At 74.8% G+C, this 16,196-nt stretch carries 13 protein-coding genes and 1 pseudogene; 9 read left to right on the forward strand and 5 right to left on the reverse strand.

Going from position 1 to position 16,196, the window contains the following annotated elements; all coding sequences use genetic code 11:
• Nucleotides 1-31: 31 nt before the first annotated feature.
• Nucleotides 32-115 (reverse strand): annotated as a pseudogene (locus ABL310_RS20130) (acylphosphatase); the annotation flags it as partial.
• A 147-nt stretch (nt 116-262) separates the two neighbouring features.
• Here ABL310_RS20130 and ABL310_RS20135 point away from each other — a divergent pair.
• The gene (locus ABL310_RS20135; protein WP_349368782.1) at nt 263-931 is read left to right on the forward strand and encodes a GntR family transcriptional regulator; all 669 of its coding nucleotides are present in this window, start codon (nt 263-265) and stop codon (nt 929-931) included.
• Between the two features lie 19 nt (nt 932-950).
• Here ABL310_RS20135 and mdoH read toward each other — a convergent pair whose 3' ends face one another.
• The 3 genes from mdoH to ABL310_RS20150 all read right to left on the reverse strand — a co-directional run bounded on the left by mdoH (nt 951) and on the right by ABL310_RS20150 (nt 5,906).
• Nucleotides 951-3,080: a glucans biosynthesis glucosyltransferase MdoH gene (mdoH, locus tag ABL310_RS20140; protein ID WP_349368783.1), complete on the reverse strand. Its 2,130-nt coding sequence runs from the start codon at nt 3,078-3,080 to the stop codon at nt 951-953.
• The gene (locus ABL310_RS20145) at nt 3,077-4,651 is read right to left on the reverse strand and encodes a glucan biosynthesis protein G (protein WP_349368784.1); all 1,575 of its coding nucleotides are present in this window, start codon (nt 4,649-4,651) and stop codon (nt 3,077-3,079) included. Before ABL310_RS20145 ends, mdoH begins: the two co-directional genes overlap by 4 nt.
• A gap of 307 nt (nt 4,652-4,958) precedes the next feature.
• A complete protein-coding gene (locus tag ABL310_RS20150; protein ID WP_349368785.1) occupies nt 4,959-5,906 on the reverse strand; it encodes a DMT family transporter in 948 nt (315 codons plus the stop codon).
• Nucleotides 5,907-5,948: 42 nt separating this feature from the next.
• Between ABL310_RS20150 and ABL310_RS20155 the strand changes: the two genes are divergently transcribed.
• The 8 genes from ABL310_RS20155 (at nt 5,949) to ABL310_RS20190 (ending at nt 14,992) form a co-directional block, all read left to right on the forward strand.
• Complete coding sequence (locus ABL310_RS20155; protein ID WP_349368786.1) at nt 5,949-6,812, forward strand: type 1 glutamine amidotransferase; 864 nt, start codon at nt 5,949-5,951, stop codon at nt 6,810-6,812.
• On the forward strand, nt 6,809-7,777 hold the full coding sequence (locus ABL310_RS20160) for a methyltransferase domain-containing protein (RefSeq protein WP_349368787.1): 969 nt from the start codon (nt 6,809-6,811) through the stop codon (nt 7,775-7,777). Before ABL310_RS20155 ends, ABL310_RS20160 begins: the two co-directional genes overlap by 4 nt.
• Nucleotides 7,778-7,918: 141 nt before the next feature.
• A complete protein-coding gene (fliF, locus tag ABL310_RS20165) occupies nt 7,919-9,586 on the forward strand; it encodes a flagellar basal-body MS-ring/collar protein FliF (protein WP_349368788.1) in 1,668 nt (555 codons plus the stop codon).
• Between the two features lies 1 nt (nt 9,587).
• Entirely contained in the window at nt 9,588-10,271 is a 684-nt protein-coding gene (locus tag ABL310_RS20170; protein ID WP_349368789.1) for a hypothetical protein, read from the forward strand.
• 12 nt (nt 10,272-10,283) lie between these two features.
• Nucleotides 10,284-11,834: a MotB family protein gene (locus ABL310_RS20175; RefSeq protein WP_349368790.1), complete on the forward strand. Its 1,551-nt coding sequence runs from the start codon at nt 10,284-10,286 to the stop codon at nt 11,832-11,834.
• The gene (locus ABL310_RS20180) at nt 11,831-13,204 is read left to right on the forward strand and encodes a chemotaxis protein MotC (RefSeq protein ID WP_349368791.1); all 1,374 of its coding nucleotides are present in this window, start codon (nt 11,831-11,833) and stop codon (nt 13,202-13,204) included. Before ABL310_RS20175 ends, ABL310_RS20180 begins: the two co-directional genes overlap by 4 nt.
• Nucleotides 13,201-14,475 carry a flagellar hook-length control protein FliK gene (locus ABL310_RS20185; RefSeq protein ID WP_349368792.1) on the forward strand — a complete coding sequence of 425 codons (1,275 nt, stop codon included), beginning with the start codon at nt 13,201-13,203 and terminating at the stop codon, nt 14,473-14,475. Before ABL310_RS20180 ends, ABL310_RS20185 begins: the two co-directional genes overlap by 4 nt.
• Complete coding sequence (locus ABL310_RS20190) at nt 14,408-14,992, forward strand: transglycosylase SLT domain-containing protein (RefSeq protein WP_349368793.1); 585 nt, start codon at nt 14,408-14,410, stop codon at nt 14,990-14,992. Before ABL310_RS20185 ends, ABL310_RS20190 begins: the two co-directional genes overlap by 68 nt.
• 12 nt (nt 14,993-15,004) lie before the next feature.
• Here ABL310_RS20190 and ABL310_RS20195 read toward each other — a convergent pair whose 3' ends face one another.
• Nucleotides 15,005-16,138: an outer-membrane lipoprotein carrier protein LolA gene (locus ABL310_RS20195; RefSeq protein WP_349368794.1), complete on the reverse strand. Its 1,134-nt coding sequence runs from the start codon at nt 16,136-16,138 to the stop codon at nt 15,005-15,007.
• Nucleotides 16,139-16,196: the final 58 nt, after the last annotated feature.

The following is a 16,196-nucleotide window of genomic DNA, read 5'->3' on the forward strand; positions in this document are numbered from 1 at the left end:
CCGCGTCGTTGCCGACCGATCCCGCGACGCCGCAGGCGCGCGCTGCGCGCCAGGCGTGCGGGCGGAAGCCCACGCCCTGGACCGGCCCCGCGATCCTGATCCGCTCCGTGGACATCGGCCCGTCCGATACGTGCGAGAGGCGCGCGCTCAGCCGCCGGTCGAGCCCGGCGCGATCCGGATCACTCCGCGGGCGGGCGGGCGCGCACTGGTCCGGCCGACGCCCGCGTGCTAAGCGGACGGGACACGACCACGAGAGTTTCGAATGGCGGCCCCGACCCGCGGCGCGGCGATCGTCTTCCAGCTGACGCGCGAGATCCTGTCCGGCGCCCTCGCGCCGGGAACGACGCTCGAGGAGATCGCCCTCGCCAGCCGGCTCGGCGCCTCGCGCACGCCGGTGCGCGAGGCCTTGCGCCAGCTCGCCGCGAGCGGGCTCGTCGAGCTGCGCCCGCATCGCCCGGCGCGGGTCGTCGCCATCGACGTCGACGGGCTGGGCGAGATGTTCGACGCCATGTCCGAGCTCGAGGCCCTGTGCGCCGCCCGGGCCGCGCGCCTGATGCCGCCCGCGCTGCGCCGCCGGCTGGAGGCGCAGCACGAGGCCATGGCGGCGCTCGTGCGCGCCGTCGACCTCCCCGGCTACCGAGCCGAGAACCTCGTCTTCCACACGCTGATCTACGACGGCGCGGCGAACCGCTACCTCAAGGAGCTCGCCCTCGCCATCCGCGAGCGTCTCGCGCCGCATCGCGGGATGCAGCTCGATTCGGCCGAGCGCCTCGCCGGCTCCCATGCGGAGCACGGGGCGGTCCTGCGCGCGATCCAGCGCGGGGAGGCCGAGACCGCGGCGGCGGCCATGCGCGCCCATCTCGACGCGACCCGGGCGGCGGTGGTGCGCATCGGGCAGCCGGCGGCCGATCCCGGCGCGGACCGTCCGTGAGGCCGCCGCGGCCGCCGGATCAGGCCGCCTCCGCCTGCGGGCGGGCCTTGGCGACCAGGCGCTCGATGCCCTCCCGGCGACCGAGCAGGGCCACGCACTCGGCGCGGCTCATCTCGGCGACGGCCTCCTCGACCGTCTCCGCCGCGTCGAGGCGGGCCAGCGCGACGACGTAGGCCGGGTCGATGCCGCGCGCGCCCGGCGCGGGGAGGCTCGCATGGTGGAAGCCGGCCAGCGCCGGGCTGTCCATCAGGCGCGCCACCGCGTCGCGCGGGGCGCCGAGCGCCGCCTCGATCTCGTCGCGGACGGCGCGGGCGCGCGTCAGCATCGGCGGCGGCGCACGCTCCTCGGGCGTGCGCAGGAGCCCGAGCCGAGCGAGGCGCGGCCACCGCGTCGCGGTGAGCGCCGAAAGCGGGATCGCCAGGCACAGCCCCACGATGGCCGGGCTCATCCAGACGAAGACCGCCGGCGAGACCGCGAAGGCGGCGACGCCGAGCGCCGCGCCGAGCGCCGTGTGCCAGCGGTGGCGCCGGGCTATCTCCGCCCACGGCACCGAGCCGTCGTCGCGGCGCTGCGCCTTCCAGCCGGCGTCGCGGCCGGCGAGGATCTGGAACACGGCGGCCGATTGCAGCGCCATCATCACCGGTGCCAGCAGCGCCGAGACCAGCGTCTCGAGCAGCATGCCGCCGGTCGCGCGCAGCGGTCCGCCGAGCCCCCGGCGCACGGGGCCGGACACGAGCGCGACCACGAGCCCGAACAGCTTCGGCAGCAGCAGCACCGCCATGGTCGCGGCGAAGAGGCCCAGCGCCCGCTCGCTGTCGATCACCGGCCAGGTCGGGAAGAGCGTGAAGTCGGCGGCGAAGTAGTCCGGCCGCACGAAATGCGCCTGGAGCGCCAGCAGCAGCCCCGAGACCAGGAAGGCGAGCCAGAGCGGGGCGGCGAGGTAGGACATGATGCCGGTGGCGAAATGCAGCCGGCTCACCGGGTGCAGGCCCGTCGCGACGACGAGGCGGGCGTGCTGAAGGTTGCCCTGGCACCAGCGCCGGTCGCGCTCGGCGAGGTCGACGAGGGAGGGCGGGCTCTCCTCGTAGGACCCGGACAGGCCCGGATCGATCTCGATCGCCCAGCCAGCCCGGCGCATCAGCGCCGCCTCGACGAAATCGTGGCTCATCACCGGCCCGCCGAAAGGCGCGCGGCCGGGCAGGTGCGGCAGGCCGGCGCTCTCCGCGAAGGCGCGGGTGCGGATGATCGCGTTGTGACCCCAGTAGTTGCCGGCGTTCCCGGAGAAGACCGCGAGCCCCGTCGCCATCACGGGGCCATAGACCCGCGCCGCGTATTGCTGGAGGCGCGCGAACAGGCTCGAGCGGCCCACCAGCAGCGGCACGGTCTGGAGAAGGCCGAGCTCGGGCCGGCGCTCCAGGGCGAGCGTCATGCGCACCAGCGTGCGCGGGGTCATGACGCTGTCGGCGTCGAAGATCACGAAGGCCGGATAGGCCCCGCCGAAGCGGCGCACCCATTCGGCGACGTTGCCGGCCTTGCGCTCGACGTTCTTCGGACGGCGGCGGTAGAAGATGCGCGCCCGCGGGCGGCGCGGCGCGCGGATCGCGAGGAAGGCCGCCTCCTCGGCGAGCCAGACGTCCGGGTCGGTCGTGTCGCTGAGCACGAACAGGTCGTAGGCCTCGTGCACGTCGGCGTCGGCCAGCGCCTCGGCGGTCGCCACCGCGGTGGCGAAGACGCGGGCGGGGTCCTCGTTGTAGGTCGGCAGCAGGATGGCGGTGCGCGTCTGCGGCCGCGCGCGGGGCGCGAGGTAGCGGCGCGGGCGCACGCGCCGCCACAGCAGCGTCGCGAAGCCGATGCAGGCGAGCGCGAAGGCGAAGGCGATCCAGCCGATCGTCGTCGCGAAGAGGGCCAGCATCGCCATCTCGACGACGGTGAGCCGCGCGACCCCGAGCACGCCGTGCATCTCGACCGTCAGCAGGCCGGCGATCGCCGCCGCGAGGACCACCGCGAAGACGCGGATCGCGGTGACGGACCGGCTGCGCGGAAGGGGGCCGCGGGCCGGGGGGACCGTCTCGAGATCCTGAACCGGCATTGCGAGGGGCGCCTCGGGCGGGAGCGCCGGGTCGAAGGGGGAGAGGGGATGAGCGGTCATGCGGCGAGCCAGCGGTAGATCCAGGTCTCGGAGACGACGGCGCCGTCGCGGGTGAGCGCGCAGCGCAATTCGCTGATTTCCGCGCCCTCGGGATCGAGCTCGAGCGCGACGCGCACGCCGCCGATCTCGGCGTCGGTCTTGACCACCGGCGGCGAGAGGACGCCCGCCGTGGCGCTGGCCGCGGCGAGCACCGGCGCGCCGTCCGCGAGCAGGTCCTCGCCGAGGAAGTCGATCACGAAGACGCGCTTGTCGCGCTCCGCCTGCGGGCGCCCGACCTCGGAGAGGCCCGTGAGCGTGCGGCGCACCTTGGCGAGCCCATGGGCCACCGGCGGCTCGCCGCGCCAGTGCAGGCGATAGGCCATCTGCGCGGGCACGCCCGCCGCCAGCGGCGTGCGCGGGCGCCAGAAGGCGACGATGTTGTCGTGCACCTCCGCGTCGGTGGGGATCTCGACCAGCGTCACCGCGCCCTCGCCCCAATCGCCGATGGGCTCGACCCAGAGGCTCGGGCGGCGGTGATAGTCGGCCTCGAGGTCCTGGTAGATGCCGAAGTCGCGCTCGCGCTGCATCAGGCCGAAGCCGTGCGGGCGGTTGTCGAGGAAGGTCGAGACCTGCAGGCGCTCGGGGTTCAGCAGCGGCCGCCAGAGCCATTCGCCCTGTCCGTTCCACATCAAGAGCCCCTCCGAATCGTGCACCGCGCCGCGGAAATCGTCGACGCCGACCCGGTCGTGCCCGGCGAAGTAGAACATCGAGGTGAGCGGGGCGATCCCCACCGTCGCGACCTCGACGCGCGGGTAGAGCACGGCCTCGACCTCCATCAGCGTCGACACGCCCGGCCGCAGCAGGAAGCGGTAGGCGCCCGTCGTGCTCGGGCTGTCGAGAAGGGCGTGGACGACGATCGCGTCGGCCTCGGCCGTCGGCGTCTCGACCCAGAACTCCCGGAAGGACGGGAATTCCTCGCCCGCCGGATCGGCGACGCCGATGGCGAGGCCCCGGGCGGACAGGCCGTAGGCCTGGTCCTTCGCCACCGCGCGGAAATAGCTCGCACCCTGGAAGACGGCGAACTCGTCGAAATAGTCGTCGCGATTGACCGGCGCGTGGATGCGAAAGCCGGAGAAGCCGAGATCCTCGATCCGCGTCGGCGGGTTCTCCACCAGCGGCCCGTAGGAGAACATCGCCGGGTCGAAGATCAGCCGGCGCGCCGATCCGCCCGAGACGAGGTTCAGCGTCACCGGCTCGCGATAGCCGAAGCCGAGGTGGAAGGCCTGGAGCTGGAAGGGCTTGTCCGTCCCCGCCCAGATCGCGCTCTCCGGCCGGAACCGGATGTCGCGATACTGGTCGTAGTCGAGCCCGGCGAGGCTCTCGGGAATGTCCTGCGCCGGCGGCACGTAGGGCGCGGCGGCGAGCGCCTGGGCGCGCTCGCGCACGAGGGCGGGGCGGAAGGGCTCGGGCTCGCCCCAATGGTCCTCGCTCGCGGCCAGCGCGGAGGCGAGGGCGCGCCCGGAGGCGCCCGGACGCAGGGCGAGCGCGAGCGTGGCGGCGAGCGCCAGCGCCGAGCGGCGAGTGACCGACACGAATTCGTCTCCGACTGTCCTGAGAGGCGTCTCGCCCGGGCCGTTCGCGGTCGCGCGGCGGGGGGCCGCGCGCGTGTCCGCTCGCTCTCGGTCGAACGCGCTCCTAGGATACGCTTCTCTCTTGCGCCGCACAACGGCCTCGACGCCGAAAATGTTGCGTCGCGGCGTCCGCGGGCGAGGCGACCCTCGTACGCGTTTTTGCTCACTCTATGGCGACGCTCGGGCGGGGATGGGGAAATACGTCCCGTTCGGTTCCCGCGCGGCGGACGCCGGGCGCGGGCGCTCGGGCCTCCCCGGCCGGCGGCCCTCAGCCCCTGCCCTTCTCCGCGAGCGCGATGCCGCCGAGCACGAGCGCCAGCGCGATCGCGTGGTAGAGACGGAACGGCTCGGAGAGGATCGCCACGGCGAGCATCGCCCCGAAGACCGGCACCAGGTTGACGAACAGCCCCGCCCGTCCCGGGCCGATCAGCTCGACGCCCTTCATGTAGCAGAGCTGCGCGATCAGCGAGGGCAGGAGCGAGACGTAGGCGAGGATGAGCCAGCCCTCGAGGCCGGGCCAGACGGTGAGCCCGAGCGCCGTCTCGACGGCGAGCATGGGCAGCGTCGCCACGAAGGCGATCATCGCCATCACGGTGAAGAACGCCATCTGCGGCATGGCCGGGCGGGAGCGGAGCGAGAGCGTGTAGCCGGCATAGGCGACGCAGGCGAAGAGCATCAGCACGTCGCCGGGATTGAAGGAGAGCGCCAGCAGCGTGGCGAGGCTGCCCTGCGCCGCCACCGTCGCGACGCCGGCGAGCGTCACCAGCATCCCCGCGACCTGGAGCGCGGTGATCCGCGTTCCGTAGACGACGAGCGCGCCGAACAGCACCATGATCGGGATGCCGCCCTGGATGATGGTCAGGTTCACCGCCGTCGTGTAGTGCGCGGCGATGTACATGAGCGCGTTGAACACGGCGAAGCCGATCGTCGCCATCGCCGCGATGCGCGGCCAGTGCGCCTTCACCGTCGGCCAATGCGCGACGAGATCGCGCCGGGCGAGGGGGACCATCAGCGCGATGACGATGAGCCAGCGCAGGCTGGTGAGCGCCATCGGCGAGATCTCGCCCACCGCGAGACGCCCGGCCACCGCGTTCCCGCCCCAGGACAGGGCCGTGATCGTCAGGAACAGGTAGGCCTGGCCCGAAGCCCCGGCGGGAAGCGCGGACGTCTTCGCCGCAGGCGCCTGGCCCGGGTTTCGCTTGCGGGCGTCCGCCATTGCGCTAAGACCGCTTTTCCGTTCGGGGGCACTCGTCTGACCATGGCTCTACGGTTTCTGATCGTCGAGGGCAACACGCGCCCGGAGCGTGAAAAGCACAAGCGGTCTTTCGGAACGGCCTATTCCGAGAGCTACGCCGCCGCCGTGGCGCCGCATGCGCCGGGCGCGATCTTCGACTTCGCCTACCCGGCGGATGCGGGCGCGAACCTCCCCGACGGCGGCGGGCTCTCCGGCTACGACGGCGTCTTCCTCACGGGCTCGGCGCTGAACCTCTACGACATGACGCCGGAGGTGACGCGCCAGATCGAGCTGATGCGCGCGGTCTACGCCTCGGGCACGCCCGCCTTCGGCTCGTGCTGGGGCATCCAGGTCGGCGCCGCGGCGGCGGGCGGGAGCGTGGCGAAGAACCCCGCCGGCCGCGAGATCGGCTTCGCCCGGCGCATCACCCTCACCGAGACGGGCCGCGCCCACCCCATGCTCGCCGGGCGCCCGTTGGCGTTCGACGCGCCGGCGGTGCATCTCGACATCGTCGAGACGCCTCCCTGCGAGACGACGATCCTCGCCGCGAACCGCATGGCCGGCGTGCAGGCGGCGGAGATCCGCCACGAGGGCGGCGTCTTCTGGGGCGTGCAGTACCATCCGGAATTCTCGCTCGGCGAGCTCGCGGCGATCCTGTCCCGCTACGGCGAGCGGCTCGTCCGGGAAGGCTTCTGCGCCGATCTCGATGCGGCCCGCGCCTATGTCGAGGACATCCGCGCCCTGCACGAGGACCCCTCGCGCGCCGACCTCGCCTGGCGGCACGGGCTCGACGACGAGGTGCTCGTCCCGGCCCGCCGCACCCGCGAGATCGCCAATTTCATCGCGGCCGCGGTCGTCCCGACCAAGGCCGCCAGAGGACGCGCATGAGCCCGCCCCTTCCGCTCGCCACCGCGACGCGCTCGAACTCCCCCTCCCTCGTCGTCCACCGCTCGTCGGGGGACCTCATCGCCGACCGGCGCTATTCCTGGGCCGCCGGCTACCTGCAGGACGGCGACGCCGCGGCGGCCGCCGATCTCGCCGGGCAGGCGCTGGAGCGCGCCGCGCATTTCGCGCCGGCCTGGGCGCTGCTTGGCGAGGCGCGCCTCGCGGCGGGCGACGCCGCCGGCGCCGTCGCTGCGCTGGAGCGCGCCAAGGCGCTGGAGCCGGACGACGCGCTCGGCGTCAGCGTCACGCTCGCCCGGCTCGGGGCGCTGCCCGCCGCCGACGCCATCACCGAAGGCTACGTCCGCGCGCTGTTCGATTCCTATGCCGAGCGCTTCGACGAGCACCTGACGGCGGACCTGAACTATCGCGGCCCCGACCTCCTGCGCGAGGCCCTCGACCGGTACGCCCCGGGGCGGCGTTTCGCCCGGGCGCTCGACGTCGGCTGCGGCACGGGGCTGATGGCCGAGGCGATCCGCGGGCGCGTCGAGCGCCTCGCCGGCTGCGATCTCGCGCCCGCCATGGTGGAGAAGGCGCGCGAGAAGGCGCTCTACGAGAGCCTCGACGTCGCCGAGCTCACCGCCTGGCTCGAGGCGGTCCCCTCCGGCGCGGCCGACCTGATCCTCGCCGCCGACGTGCTGGTCTACGTGGGCGATCCGGTCCACGTCCTCGCCGCGGCGGCGACCGCGTTGCAGGCGGGCGGGCTCTTCGCCTTCACCGTCCAGGCGCTGGGCGCCGGCGCAGGCGAGGGCTTCGTCATCGGCCCGGACGCCCGCTTCGCCCATTCCCGCGCCTTCCTGCGCGCCCGCGCCGCCGAGGCCGGTCTGCGCGTCGTCGCCGTCGAGGACGCCTGGTCGCGCTGCGACGCGGGCCGCCCGGTGGCGGGGTTCGTCGTCGTCCTGGAGCGCTGAGCGACGGCTGCTGCGTCGCGCGGCGCGCCACCCCCGCCGCTCGCCTCCTCGCCCCTGCCAGCCTCGGGCAAGCTTCGCCCGTCAGTCTCCTCGTCGGAAGGGGGGCTTCGCGCCCGCCGTCGAGGGACACCAGGGCAGGACATGACCGCTTACCAGCACGCCGACCGCCTGTGGGGCAACCTGATGGAGCTCGGCGCGAGGCGCCTGATCGCGCTCGCCGCCGTGGGGCTCGCGGTGATCGTCGCGGTGGTCGCGGGGGCCTACCATCTCGGCCGCCCGCAGATGACCGTGCTCTATTCCGGGCTCGAGCGCGAGGACGTCTCGCGCATCGGCTCGGCGCTCAACGACGCGGGCATCGACTTCGACGTCTCGGCCGCGGGCGACGCGGTGATGGTGCGCCACGCCCAGACGGCGCGGGCGCGCATGCTGCTCGCCGAGAAGGGCCTGCCGTTCTCGGCCAATTCCGGCTACGAGCTGTTCGACAATCTGGGCTCGCTGGGCATCACCTCCTTCATGCAGGAGGTGACGCGGGTGCGCGCGCTGGAGGGCGAGGTCGCCCGCACCATCCAGCAGATGCGCGGCATCGTCGCCGCGCGGGTGCACATCGTGCTCGCGGATCCCGGCTCGTTCCGGCGCGAGGCGCGCGAGCCCTCGGCCTCGGTCGTGGTGCGCGCCGAGACCGCCGACATCGCCGGGCAGGCCCAGGCGATCCGCCATCTCGTCGCCGCCGCCGTGCCCGGCATGAAGGTCGACGGCGTCACGGTGCTCTCCGCCGACGGCACCCTGCTGGCGTCCGGCGACGACGCGGCGGGCGCCGCGACGGGCCGGGTGACGGCGCTCGGCCGCGAGGTCAACCGCGAGCTCGAGGATTCGGTCAGGCGCACGCTCGCGCCCTATCTCGGGCTCGGCAATTTCCAGGTCAGCGCCGCGGCGCGCATCAACACCGACCGCAAGGTGGTGAGCGAGACGATCTTCGATCCCGAAAGCCGGGTCGAGCGCTCCATCCGCATCGTGCGCGAGAACGAGGCGGCGACCAACCTCTCGCGCCAGACGCCCGTCACCGTCGAGCAGAACCTGCCGGAGGAGGAGGTCGCGGCCGACGGCGGCGAGCAGTCGAGCGAGGAGGCGCAGCGCCGCGAGGAATTGACGAACTACGAGATCTCCTCGCGCCAGGTGCAGGTCTCCTCCGACGGCTTCGCCATCGAGCAGCTCTCGCTCGCCGTGCTCGTCAACCGCGCGCGGCTGACGGAGGCGCTCGGTCCCGACGCGACGCCGGAGATGCTGGAGGCCGAGATCGCCGAGATCGAGGCGCTGGCCGCCTCGGCCGCGGGCTTCGACGCGGCGCGCGGGGACACGATCAAGGTCTCCGCGGTCGCCTTCCTCGACGAGAGCGTCGACATGGCGCCCGTGCCCGAGATCGGACTCCGCGAGATCCTGATGTCCCAGGCCGGGAACATCGTGAACGCGCTCGCCATCCTCCTCGTCGCGCTCACCCTGGTCTGGTTCGGCCTGCGCCCCGCCATGGCGGCGATCCTCGACCGGCCGAAGCCGCCGGCGATCGAGGAGACGCAGACGGCCCTGGCCAAGGCCGAGACCGGCGCGGAGGAGCGGGACGCCGCCCCGGCCCTGCCGCACACCTCCGCGGCCGAGCCGCACATGGCCCAGATCGAGGCCGCCACCGCCGCCATCGCCGCGCTGCCGACCTCGGTCAGCCAGGCCACGATCCGGCGGCTGGAGCAGATGGTCGCCAAGAACGAGGACCAGGCGGTCCATATCCTGAAGCAGTGGATGCACGCGGAGAACGCCTGAGATGCCGGCCTCCCTGCACGACGTCCTCGCCGAGATCGCCTTCCCCGCGCCGAGCGCGCCGCGCCTCCCGGCTCCGTCGCCCGAGCCCGTGTCCGAGCCGGAAGACGCCGCCACCGCCGAGCCGCGGGTCACCCCCGCCTTTGGCCCACGGGCGCCGAAGCCGGAGGAGATCGAGGCGCGCGTCGCCGCGGCTTACGAGCGCGGCCTGACCGAGGCGCGCGAGGCGACGGAGGCGGCCCTCGCCGCCGCCCTCGAGCAGGCCCGCGCCGAGGCGGCCGCCGCGCGGGAGGAGGCCCTCGCCGCCGCGCGCGCCGCCTGGGCGGAGGAGACCGCCGACCGGCTCGCCGGCCTTCTCATCGAGGGTCTCGGCGCCGTCGAGGAGCGCCTCTCGGAAGCCGCCGCGCGGGCGCTCGCGCCGCTGCTCCACGCCGCCGCGCGCGACCGCGCGCTGGAGGGGCTGGCCGCGGCGGTCTCGACCCTGCTGCGCGCCGATCCCGCCCTCGTTCTCACCCTGCGCGGCCCCGCCGATCTCGGCGAGGCCCTGATCGCCCGGCTCGGCTCCATCGGCGCCGCCCTGCGCTTCACCCCGGCGGACGCGCCGGACCTCGTCGTCGAGGGCGAGGGAACCCTCATCGAGACCCGCCTCGCCGCCTGGGCCGAGCGGGTCCGCGCCGACGCCGCCTGAAGGAGCGCGACCGTGGACGAACAGCATCACGAGCTCGTCATCATCCGCCGCCGCCCCGACCCGGAAGCGGACGAGCCGAAGACCGGCGTGTGGAAGATCGCCTATGCCGACTTCATGACGGCGATGATGGCGTTCTTCCTGGTCATGTGGCTGATCAACGCCACCGACCAGGAGACCCGCGAGGTCGTCGCCTCCTATTTCAACCCGATCCGCCTCGCCGAGGCGACGACAGACCGCAAGGGCCTGCGCGATCCCGACCAGTCCTCCGAGGGCGTCGACCTGGAGGAGCGCTCCGACGCGCCCGTCACCGAGGCCGACGAGCAAATCGTGACGCAGGCGCCGGTCCGGCTCGAGAGCGAGCGGCGCTATTCCGAGACGGCCCTGTTCCAGGACCCCTACGCCGTGCTCTCCGCGCTCGCCGCGCAGGCGCGCTTCGAGCCGGCGCCGCCGGCGGCGGGGATCGACCTGCGCCCCGGCGAGCGCGGCGATCCCGGCCTCACCGGAGGCGACGCCTATCGCGACCCGTTCGACCCGATCTACTGGCAGCTCGCCCCGCAGATCGCGGTGGGCCGCTCCGACGGCGACGGCACCGGCGGGCCGATGGGCACGCCCGACGCGGCCGCGCCCTTCGGCATGGGCGGCCCCTCGGGAGGCCCCGCCGGGCCGAGCGAGATCGAACTCGCCATCGCCGAGCGGGCGCTCGCCCAGGCGGTGGCCTTCTCAGCCGAGGGCGCGGTGGCGCTCGACGGCGAGGCGCGCCCGCTCGCCGGCGCCGAGCCGGGCGCGGGCGAAGCGGAGGTCGCCGAGACGGTGGTCTCGCCGGAGGCCGCGACCGAACTTGCGGAGGCTGCCGAGGCCGTCGCGGACGCGCCGCGGCCGGAGCCCGTCGCGGTCGCCGAGGAGGAAGCAGACGCCCCGCCGCCCGCGGCCGTGGCGCAGGCCGAGGACGAGCCGGTCTTCGTCGCCGAGGCGCAGAGGCCCGAGCCGGAACCCGCGCCGCAGGCCGCCGCGATCGAGGCGGTGGACGAGAGCGAAGCGGCCATCGCCGAAGCCGAGCCCGTGGAAGCGCCCGATCCCGCGCTCGCCCGCGCCGCGGCCCTGCGCGCCCGTATCGCCGCCGCCATGGCCGAGGCGACCGGCGCGCCGGCGGCGGCGAACGTGCCGGCGATCGAGGTCGCGGCGACGGCGGAGGGCGTGCTCGTCTCCCTCACCGACGACGCGAATTTCGGCATGTTCGCCATCGGCTCGGCCGAGCCGCGGCCGGAGCTGGTGCGGGTTCTGGAGGAGATCGCGCCGATCCTCGCCGAGGAGGCGGGCGCCATCGTCATTCGCGGCCACACCGACGCACGGCCGTTCCGCTCGGCGGACTACGACAATTGGCGGCTCTCCTCGGCGCGCGCGCACATGGCCTACTACATGCTCGTGCGCGGCGGCTTCGCCGAGGAGCGCATCCTGCGCGTCGAGGGTCACGCCGACCGGCTCCTCAAGGTCTCGGCCGATCCCTATGCCGCGCAGAACCGGCGCATCGAGATCCTGCTGAGCCCCGAGGAGGCGCGCACGTGACCCGCGCCGCCCGCCTCCTCGCCAAGCCGCTTCTCCTGGCGACGATCCTGGCCGCCGGGCTCGCCGGCCCTGGGCCGGCGACGGCCGAGACCGAGCCGCCCTCCGCGCCGCCGCCTCCCGCCGCCGCCGCGGCGCGGCCGGCGCCGCTGTCCCCCTACGCCCTCCTGCGCACGCTCCAGGCGCTGCAGGAGCGCATCGCGGAGGGCGACCTCGCGGCCCACGAGGCGCAGCGCGGGCTGATCGGCGCCATCACCGGCCGCTTCGCCGAGGCCGATCCGGCCGTGTGGGCCGACCCGCGCAACGCCCGCGCGGCGATCGCCTTCGTGCTCGCCGGCGGGCCGCCGCAGAGCCTCTCCGCCATCCTCGCCGCCACCGCGGGGCGCGCGGACGCCTTCGGGGCGGACCGGACGATGGCCCAGGGCGCCCTCGCCTTCCTGCAGGGCCGGGAGGACGAGGCGCAGGCGGCGCTCTCGCCGATCGACGCGATGCGCGTCGGCGGGCCGCTCGGCGCCCAGCTCGCCATGGCGCAATCCGCGCTCGCCGTGCGCGAGAGCGCGGCGGAGGCGATGCGGCTTCTCGCGGTGGCGCGCCTGCTCGCGCCGGGTACGCTCATCGAGGAGGCGGCCTTGCGCCGCGAGATCTTTGTCGCCGGCCAGAGCGGGGACGTCGAGCGGCTCGAGTTCCTGGCGACGCAGTACATGCGCCGCTTCCGCCACTCGATCTACGCCGGCAATTTCCGCCAGCGCTTCGCCGTGCTGCTCACCGCGCTCGATTTCGACGGCGACCTCGACCGCTTCGCCCGGCTCGAGACCCTGCTCGAGCGCTTCGACGCGGAGAGCCGGCGGGACATCTACCTGTTCTTCGCCCGCCATTCGCTGATCCACGGCCGCACGACGGTGGCGCGGCGCGCCGCGACGCTCGCCTACGACCTCTCCGCCGGCGGGTCCGACGAGGAGGAGCGCGCGGCCTTCTACGCCGCCGCCTCCCAGGTCGCGACGGAGCGCTACGCGCTCGCCGCCGACGCGCTCGCCGATCTCGACCCCGCGCGCCTGTCGCCGCCGGACGTGCTCCTGCTCGAGGCCGTGCTCGACCTCGCGATCCGGATCGGCGCGCCGCTGCCGCTCGCCACGCCGGATGAGGCCGTGGCGGAGGCGGTCGTCGCCGAGGAGGAGGTGGTCGCCGAGGAGGCCGCGGCGGAGGAAGAGGCCGATCCGCAGGCCGAGATCGCCGCCGACGTCGCGCCGGACGAGGCCGCACCCGCCCCGGACACGCCCCTCGCCTTCGAGCCGCCCGCCCCCACCCCCGTGATGCGCCGCGCCGAGGCGGCGCTCGCCTCGATCGACCTTCTCCTGACGGAGCACGCCCGATGATCCCCGCCGACCTCACGGCCCTGGTCCAGTCCCGCGGCGGCGAGCGCGCGTCCGCGAAGGGCGGCGACGGCGCGGCGCAGGGCGGGCTCGGCGCCTTGTTCGACGCCGCGCTCGACGGCCTCGCCGGCCGCGCCGACGCGCAGGCGCGCCGCGGCGGCGGACGTGCCGCAAGCGAGACGCCCGCCGCCGAGGGCGAAGCGCCGCAAGCGAAGGCGCCGTCCCGCGGCTCATCGGACCTGCGCTCCCTCGCCGCCGCCTTCGAGCGCTCGCTGCCGATCCGCCCCGGCGCGCTCGCTCTCCAGGGCCGGGCCGAGCCGGCGCAGGCGGACGGCGCGCCGCTCGATGGCCCGGAGACGGCCGACGCTGCGGAGGCGAACGAGGCGACGCCGACGGAAGGCGCCGAGAGCCTCCTCGCCGCGCTCGCCGGAGGCGAGGGGCGCAAGGCGACGAACGATGCGGCGAAGGCGCCCCGAACCGCCGCCGCGCCGCAGCCCGTCCGCGCCGCCGCGCCGCTCGCCGGCGAGATCGGCGACGTCGCCGCGCATGCCGATCCGGACGCCGACGCGCCGGACGCCCCCGCCCCGCGCGGGCGCGCCGACGCCTTCCTGCAGAGCCGCGCCGATCTGGCGCTGGCGACCAAGCCGGAGCCGAGCGTCGGCATGGCGCTGAAGGCGACCGTCGTCTCGCAGGCGACACACCTGCCGCCGGCGCTCGGCGCGGCGAACCTCGCGGCCGTGGTCGACGCCGCGACGTCGCTCCTCGCCGAGGGCGAGCCGGCCTCGCGCGCGAGCCTCGCCTTCTCGCCCGATCTCGCCGGGACCGGCGCCGCCGCCAAGGCCCAGCCCGTGAAGGTGCTCACCGTCCAGCTCCAGCCGGTCTCGCTCGGCACGGTGACGATCGCGCTGCGCATGACCGCCGACGGCGTCGCCATGGAGATCACCGCCGCCGACGCCAAGGCCGCCGCCATGCTGCGCCAGGACGAGAAGCTCATCGTCGACGCGGTGCGCCGCTCCGGCCTCGCCGGCGAGGTGGTGGCGATCCACACCGCCGACGCGCCGCGCGCCTCCGCGCAGGCGCAGGCCGGCGGCGACGGGGCGCAAGCGCAGGGGCAAGCCGCGTCCGACGGCCAGCCGCGGCCCGGCGGCGAGAACGGCCGCGGGCGCGGTCCGCAGCCCGAGTTCAGCCTGGAGAGGAGGTCCGACGATGATCCGCAGAGCGCTCACGGCTCTCGGCGCGGCGCTGGCGCTGCTGACGGCGGCGTCTATCTCTGACGCGTCCCGCGCCCCCGCCTTCGCGGAGGAGAACATCTGCGAGGCGGAGATGATTCGCGCCGCCGCGACGCACGACGTGCCGCTCGCCGTCCTGTTCGCGGTGGGCCTCACCGAGACCGGCCGGCGCGGCAACCTCCACCCCTACGCCCTGAACATCGCCGGGCGCTCCTATTTCGGGGAGAGCCGGGCCGACGCGCTCGCGACGTTCGAGGCCGAGCGGGCGCGCGGCGTCAAGCTGATCGACGTCGGCTGCATGCAGATCAACCATTATTGGCACGGCGAGCAGTTCTCGTCCGTCGCCGAGATGTTCGACCCGGTGAAGAACGTCGAGTACGCCGCGCTCTTCCTCAAGCGCCTGCGGGCGCGCCACGGCAACTGGACGCTCGCGGTGGCGCGCTACCACGCCGGACCCCGCAACACGCCGGCGCAGAAGCGCTACGTCTGCGCGGTGATCCGGCACATGGTGTCCTCCGGCATGGGCGCCTGGACGCCCAACGCCCGCGCCTTCTGCGGCTGAGACCGAGCCCGCTCAGTAGGTGTCGCGCGCGCCGCCGTGGAAGCGCTCGTAGGAGATCTGGAACAGGCCCGGATCGAGGCGCGCATGGCGCTCGAGGCCCGACAGGCTCACCCGCGTCTCGAAGCCCTGCGCGTCGACGATGCGCCATTCCTTCAGCCGCTCCAGCCGCGAGTCGAAGGTGAGGCGGATGTCGGAGGCCCCGGCGAAGGTCGAGCGGTCGCGCAGGACCACGTCGACCTCGTCGCCCGCGCGCTCGACGCCGATCACCTGCACGTCCTGGCCGAGCCGGATGCGGTCGCCGAGCAGGAACTTCAGCGGCGTCTGCGAGATCGGGTACATGTCCTGCGTGCCGAGCCGCCGGTCGCGCACCACGACGGAGCGGCCGTCGGCGATCACGTCGATCGTCGCGGGGGCGTCGTACTGGAAGCGCAGCCTGCCCGGTCGGTCGACGTAGAGCATGCCGGAGAAGCTGCGGCCGTCGCTGCCGACCTGGCTGAAGCGGCCGGTGAGCGCGTCGATTCCGTTGAAATAGGCGTTCGCCGCCGCGACGACCTCGGCGTCGGTGGCCGGCGCCGCGGCGGCGACCACGATCGGCTCGGGCGCGGGGGCCGGCGCGGCCGCCGCTGCGGGGGCCGGAGCCGCCGCCGCCTCGGCCTCGGGGGTCGCGACGGGCGCGGCCGACGCGGTGACGACGGGCGCGGGCGCAGGAGCCGCGGCGATCGCCTCGGGCGCGGGCGCATCGGAGACCGTGGGCGCGACGGGCGTCGCCGCGGCGACGCGCACGAGATCCGCCGGCGGGCGTGGCGGCAGCGGCGCGTCGGCGAGGCTCTGCAGCGGAACCGGAGCCGAAACCGCGGCCTGCGGCGCGACCGCCTGCGGCACGATGCTCAGCGGCGCGTCGCCGAGGGAGGCCTGCGGCGCGACCGCGGCGGGTGCGGCGCTGGCGACGGTCGCCGGGCGCGGGGGCGGCAGCACGGCGACGGGAACGGTCGGGCCGATCTCGGCCGGAGGCAGCGCGACCGGCTGCGGCTGCGGCGCGGGGTCCCGTCGCCAGAAGAAGGCGTTCGCCTCGCCCGCGAGCGGCAGGATCATCGCGCCGGCGAGGAACGTCGCGGCGAGGCGGGTGCGAGGGCGTATACGCGTCATGTCGATCTCTCCCGAGCCCGCCGTGCCCCGCGCGTGGGAGCCTGCCGAGCCATCGTCT

Origin of the sequence: Salinarimonas sp. (genome assembly GCF_040111675.1) — a bacterium.
Taxonomy (GTDB): domain Bacteria; phylum Pseudomonadota; class Alphaproteobacteria; order Rhizobiales; family Beijerinckiaceae; genus Salinarimonas.

Coding starts and splice junctions, on each gene's coding strand:
- ABL310_RS20135 (WP_349368782.1), top strand. CDS start 263: ATGGCGGCCCCGACCCGCGGCGCGGCGATCGTCTTCCAGCTGACGCGC.
- mdoH (WP_349368783.1), bottom strand. CDS start 3,080: ATGACCGCTCATCCCCTCTCCCCCTTCGACCCGGCGCTCCCGCCCGAG.
- ABL310_RS20150 (WP_349368785.1), bottom strand. CDS start 5,906: ATGGCGGACGCCCGCAAGCGAAACCCGGGCCAGGCGCCTGCGGCGAAG.
- ABL310_RS20155 (WP_349368786.1), top strand. CDS start 5,949: ATGGCTCTACGGTTTCTGATCGTCGAGGGCAACACGCGCCCGGAGCGT.
- ABL310_RS20160 (WP_349368787.1), top strand. CDS start 6,809: ATGAGCCCGCCCCTTCCGCTCGCCACCGCGACGCGCTCGAACTCCCCC.
- fliF (WP_349368788.1), top strand. CDS start 7,919: ATGACCGCTTACCAGCACGCCGACCGCCTGTGGGGCAACCTGATGGAG.
- ABL310_RS20170 (WP_349368789.1), top strand. CDS start 9,588: ATGCCGGCCTCCCTGCACGACGTCCTCGCCGAGATCGCCTTCCCCGCG.
- ABL310_RS20185 (WP_349368792.1), top strand. CDS start 13,201: ATGATCCCCGCCGACCTCACGGCCCTGGTCCAGTCCCGCGGCGGCGAG.
- ABL310_RS20190 (WP_349368793.1), top strand. CDS start 14,408: ATGATCCGCAGAGCGCTCACGGCTCTCGGCGCGGCGCTGGCGCTGCTG.
- ABL310_RS20195 (WP_349368794.1), bottom strand. CDS start 16,138: ATGACGCGTATACGCCCTCGCACCCGCCTCGCCGCGACGTTCCTCGCC.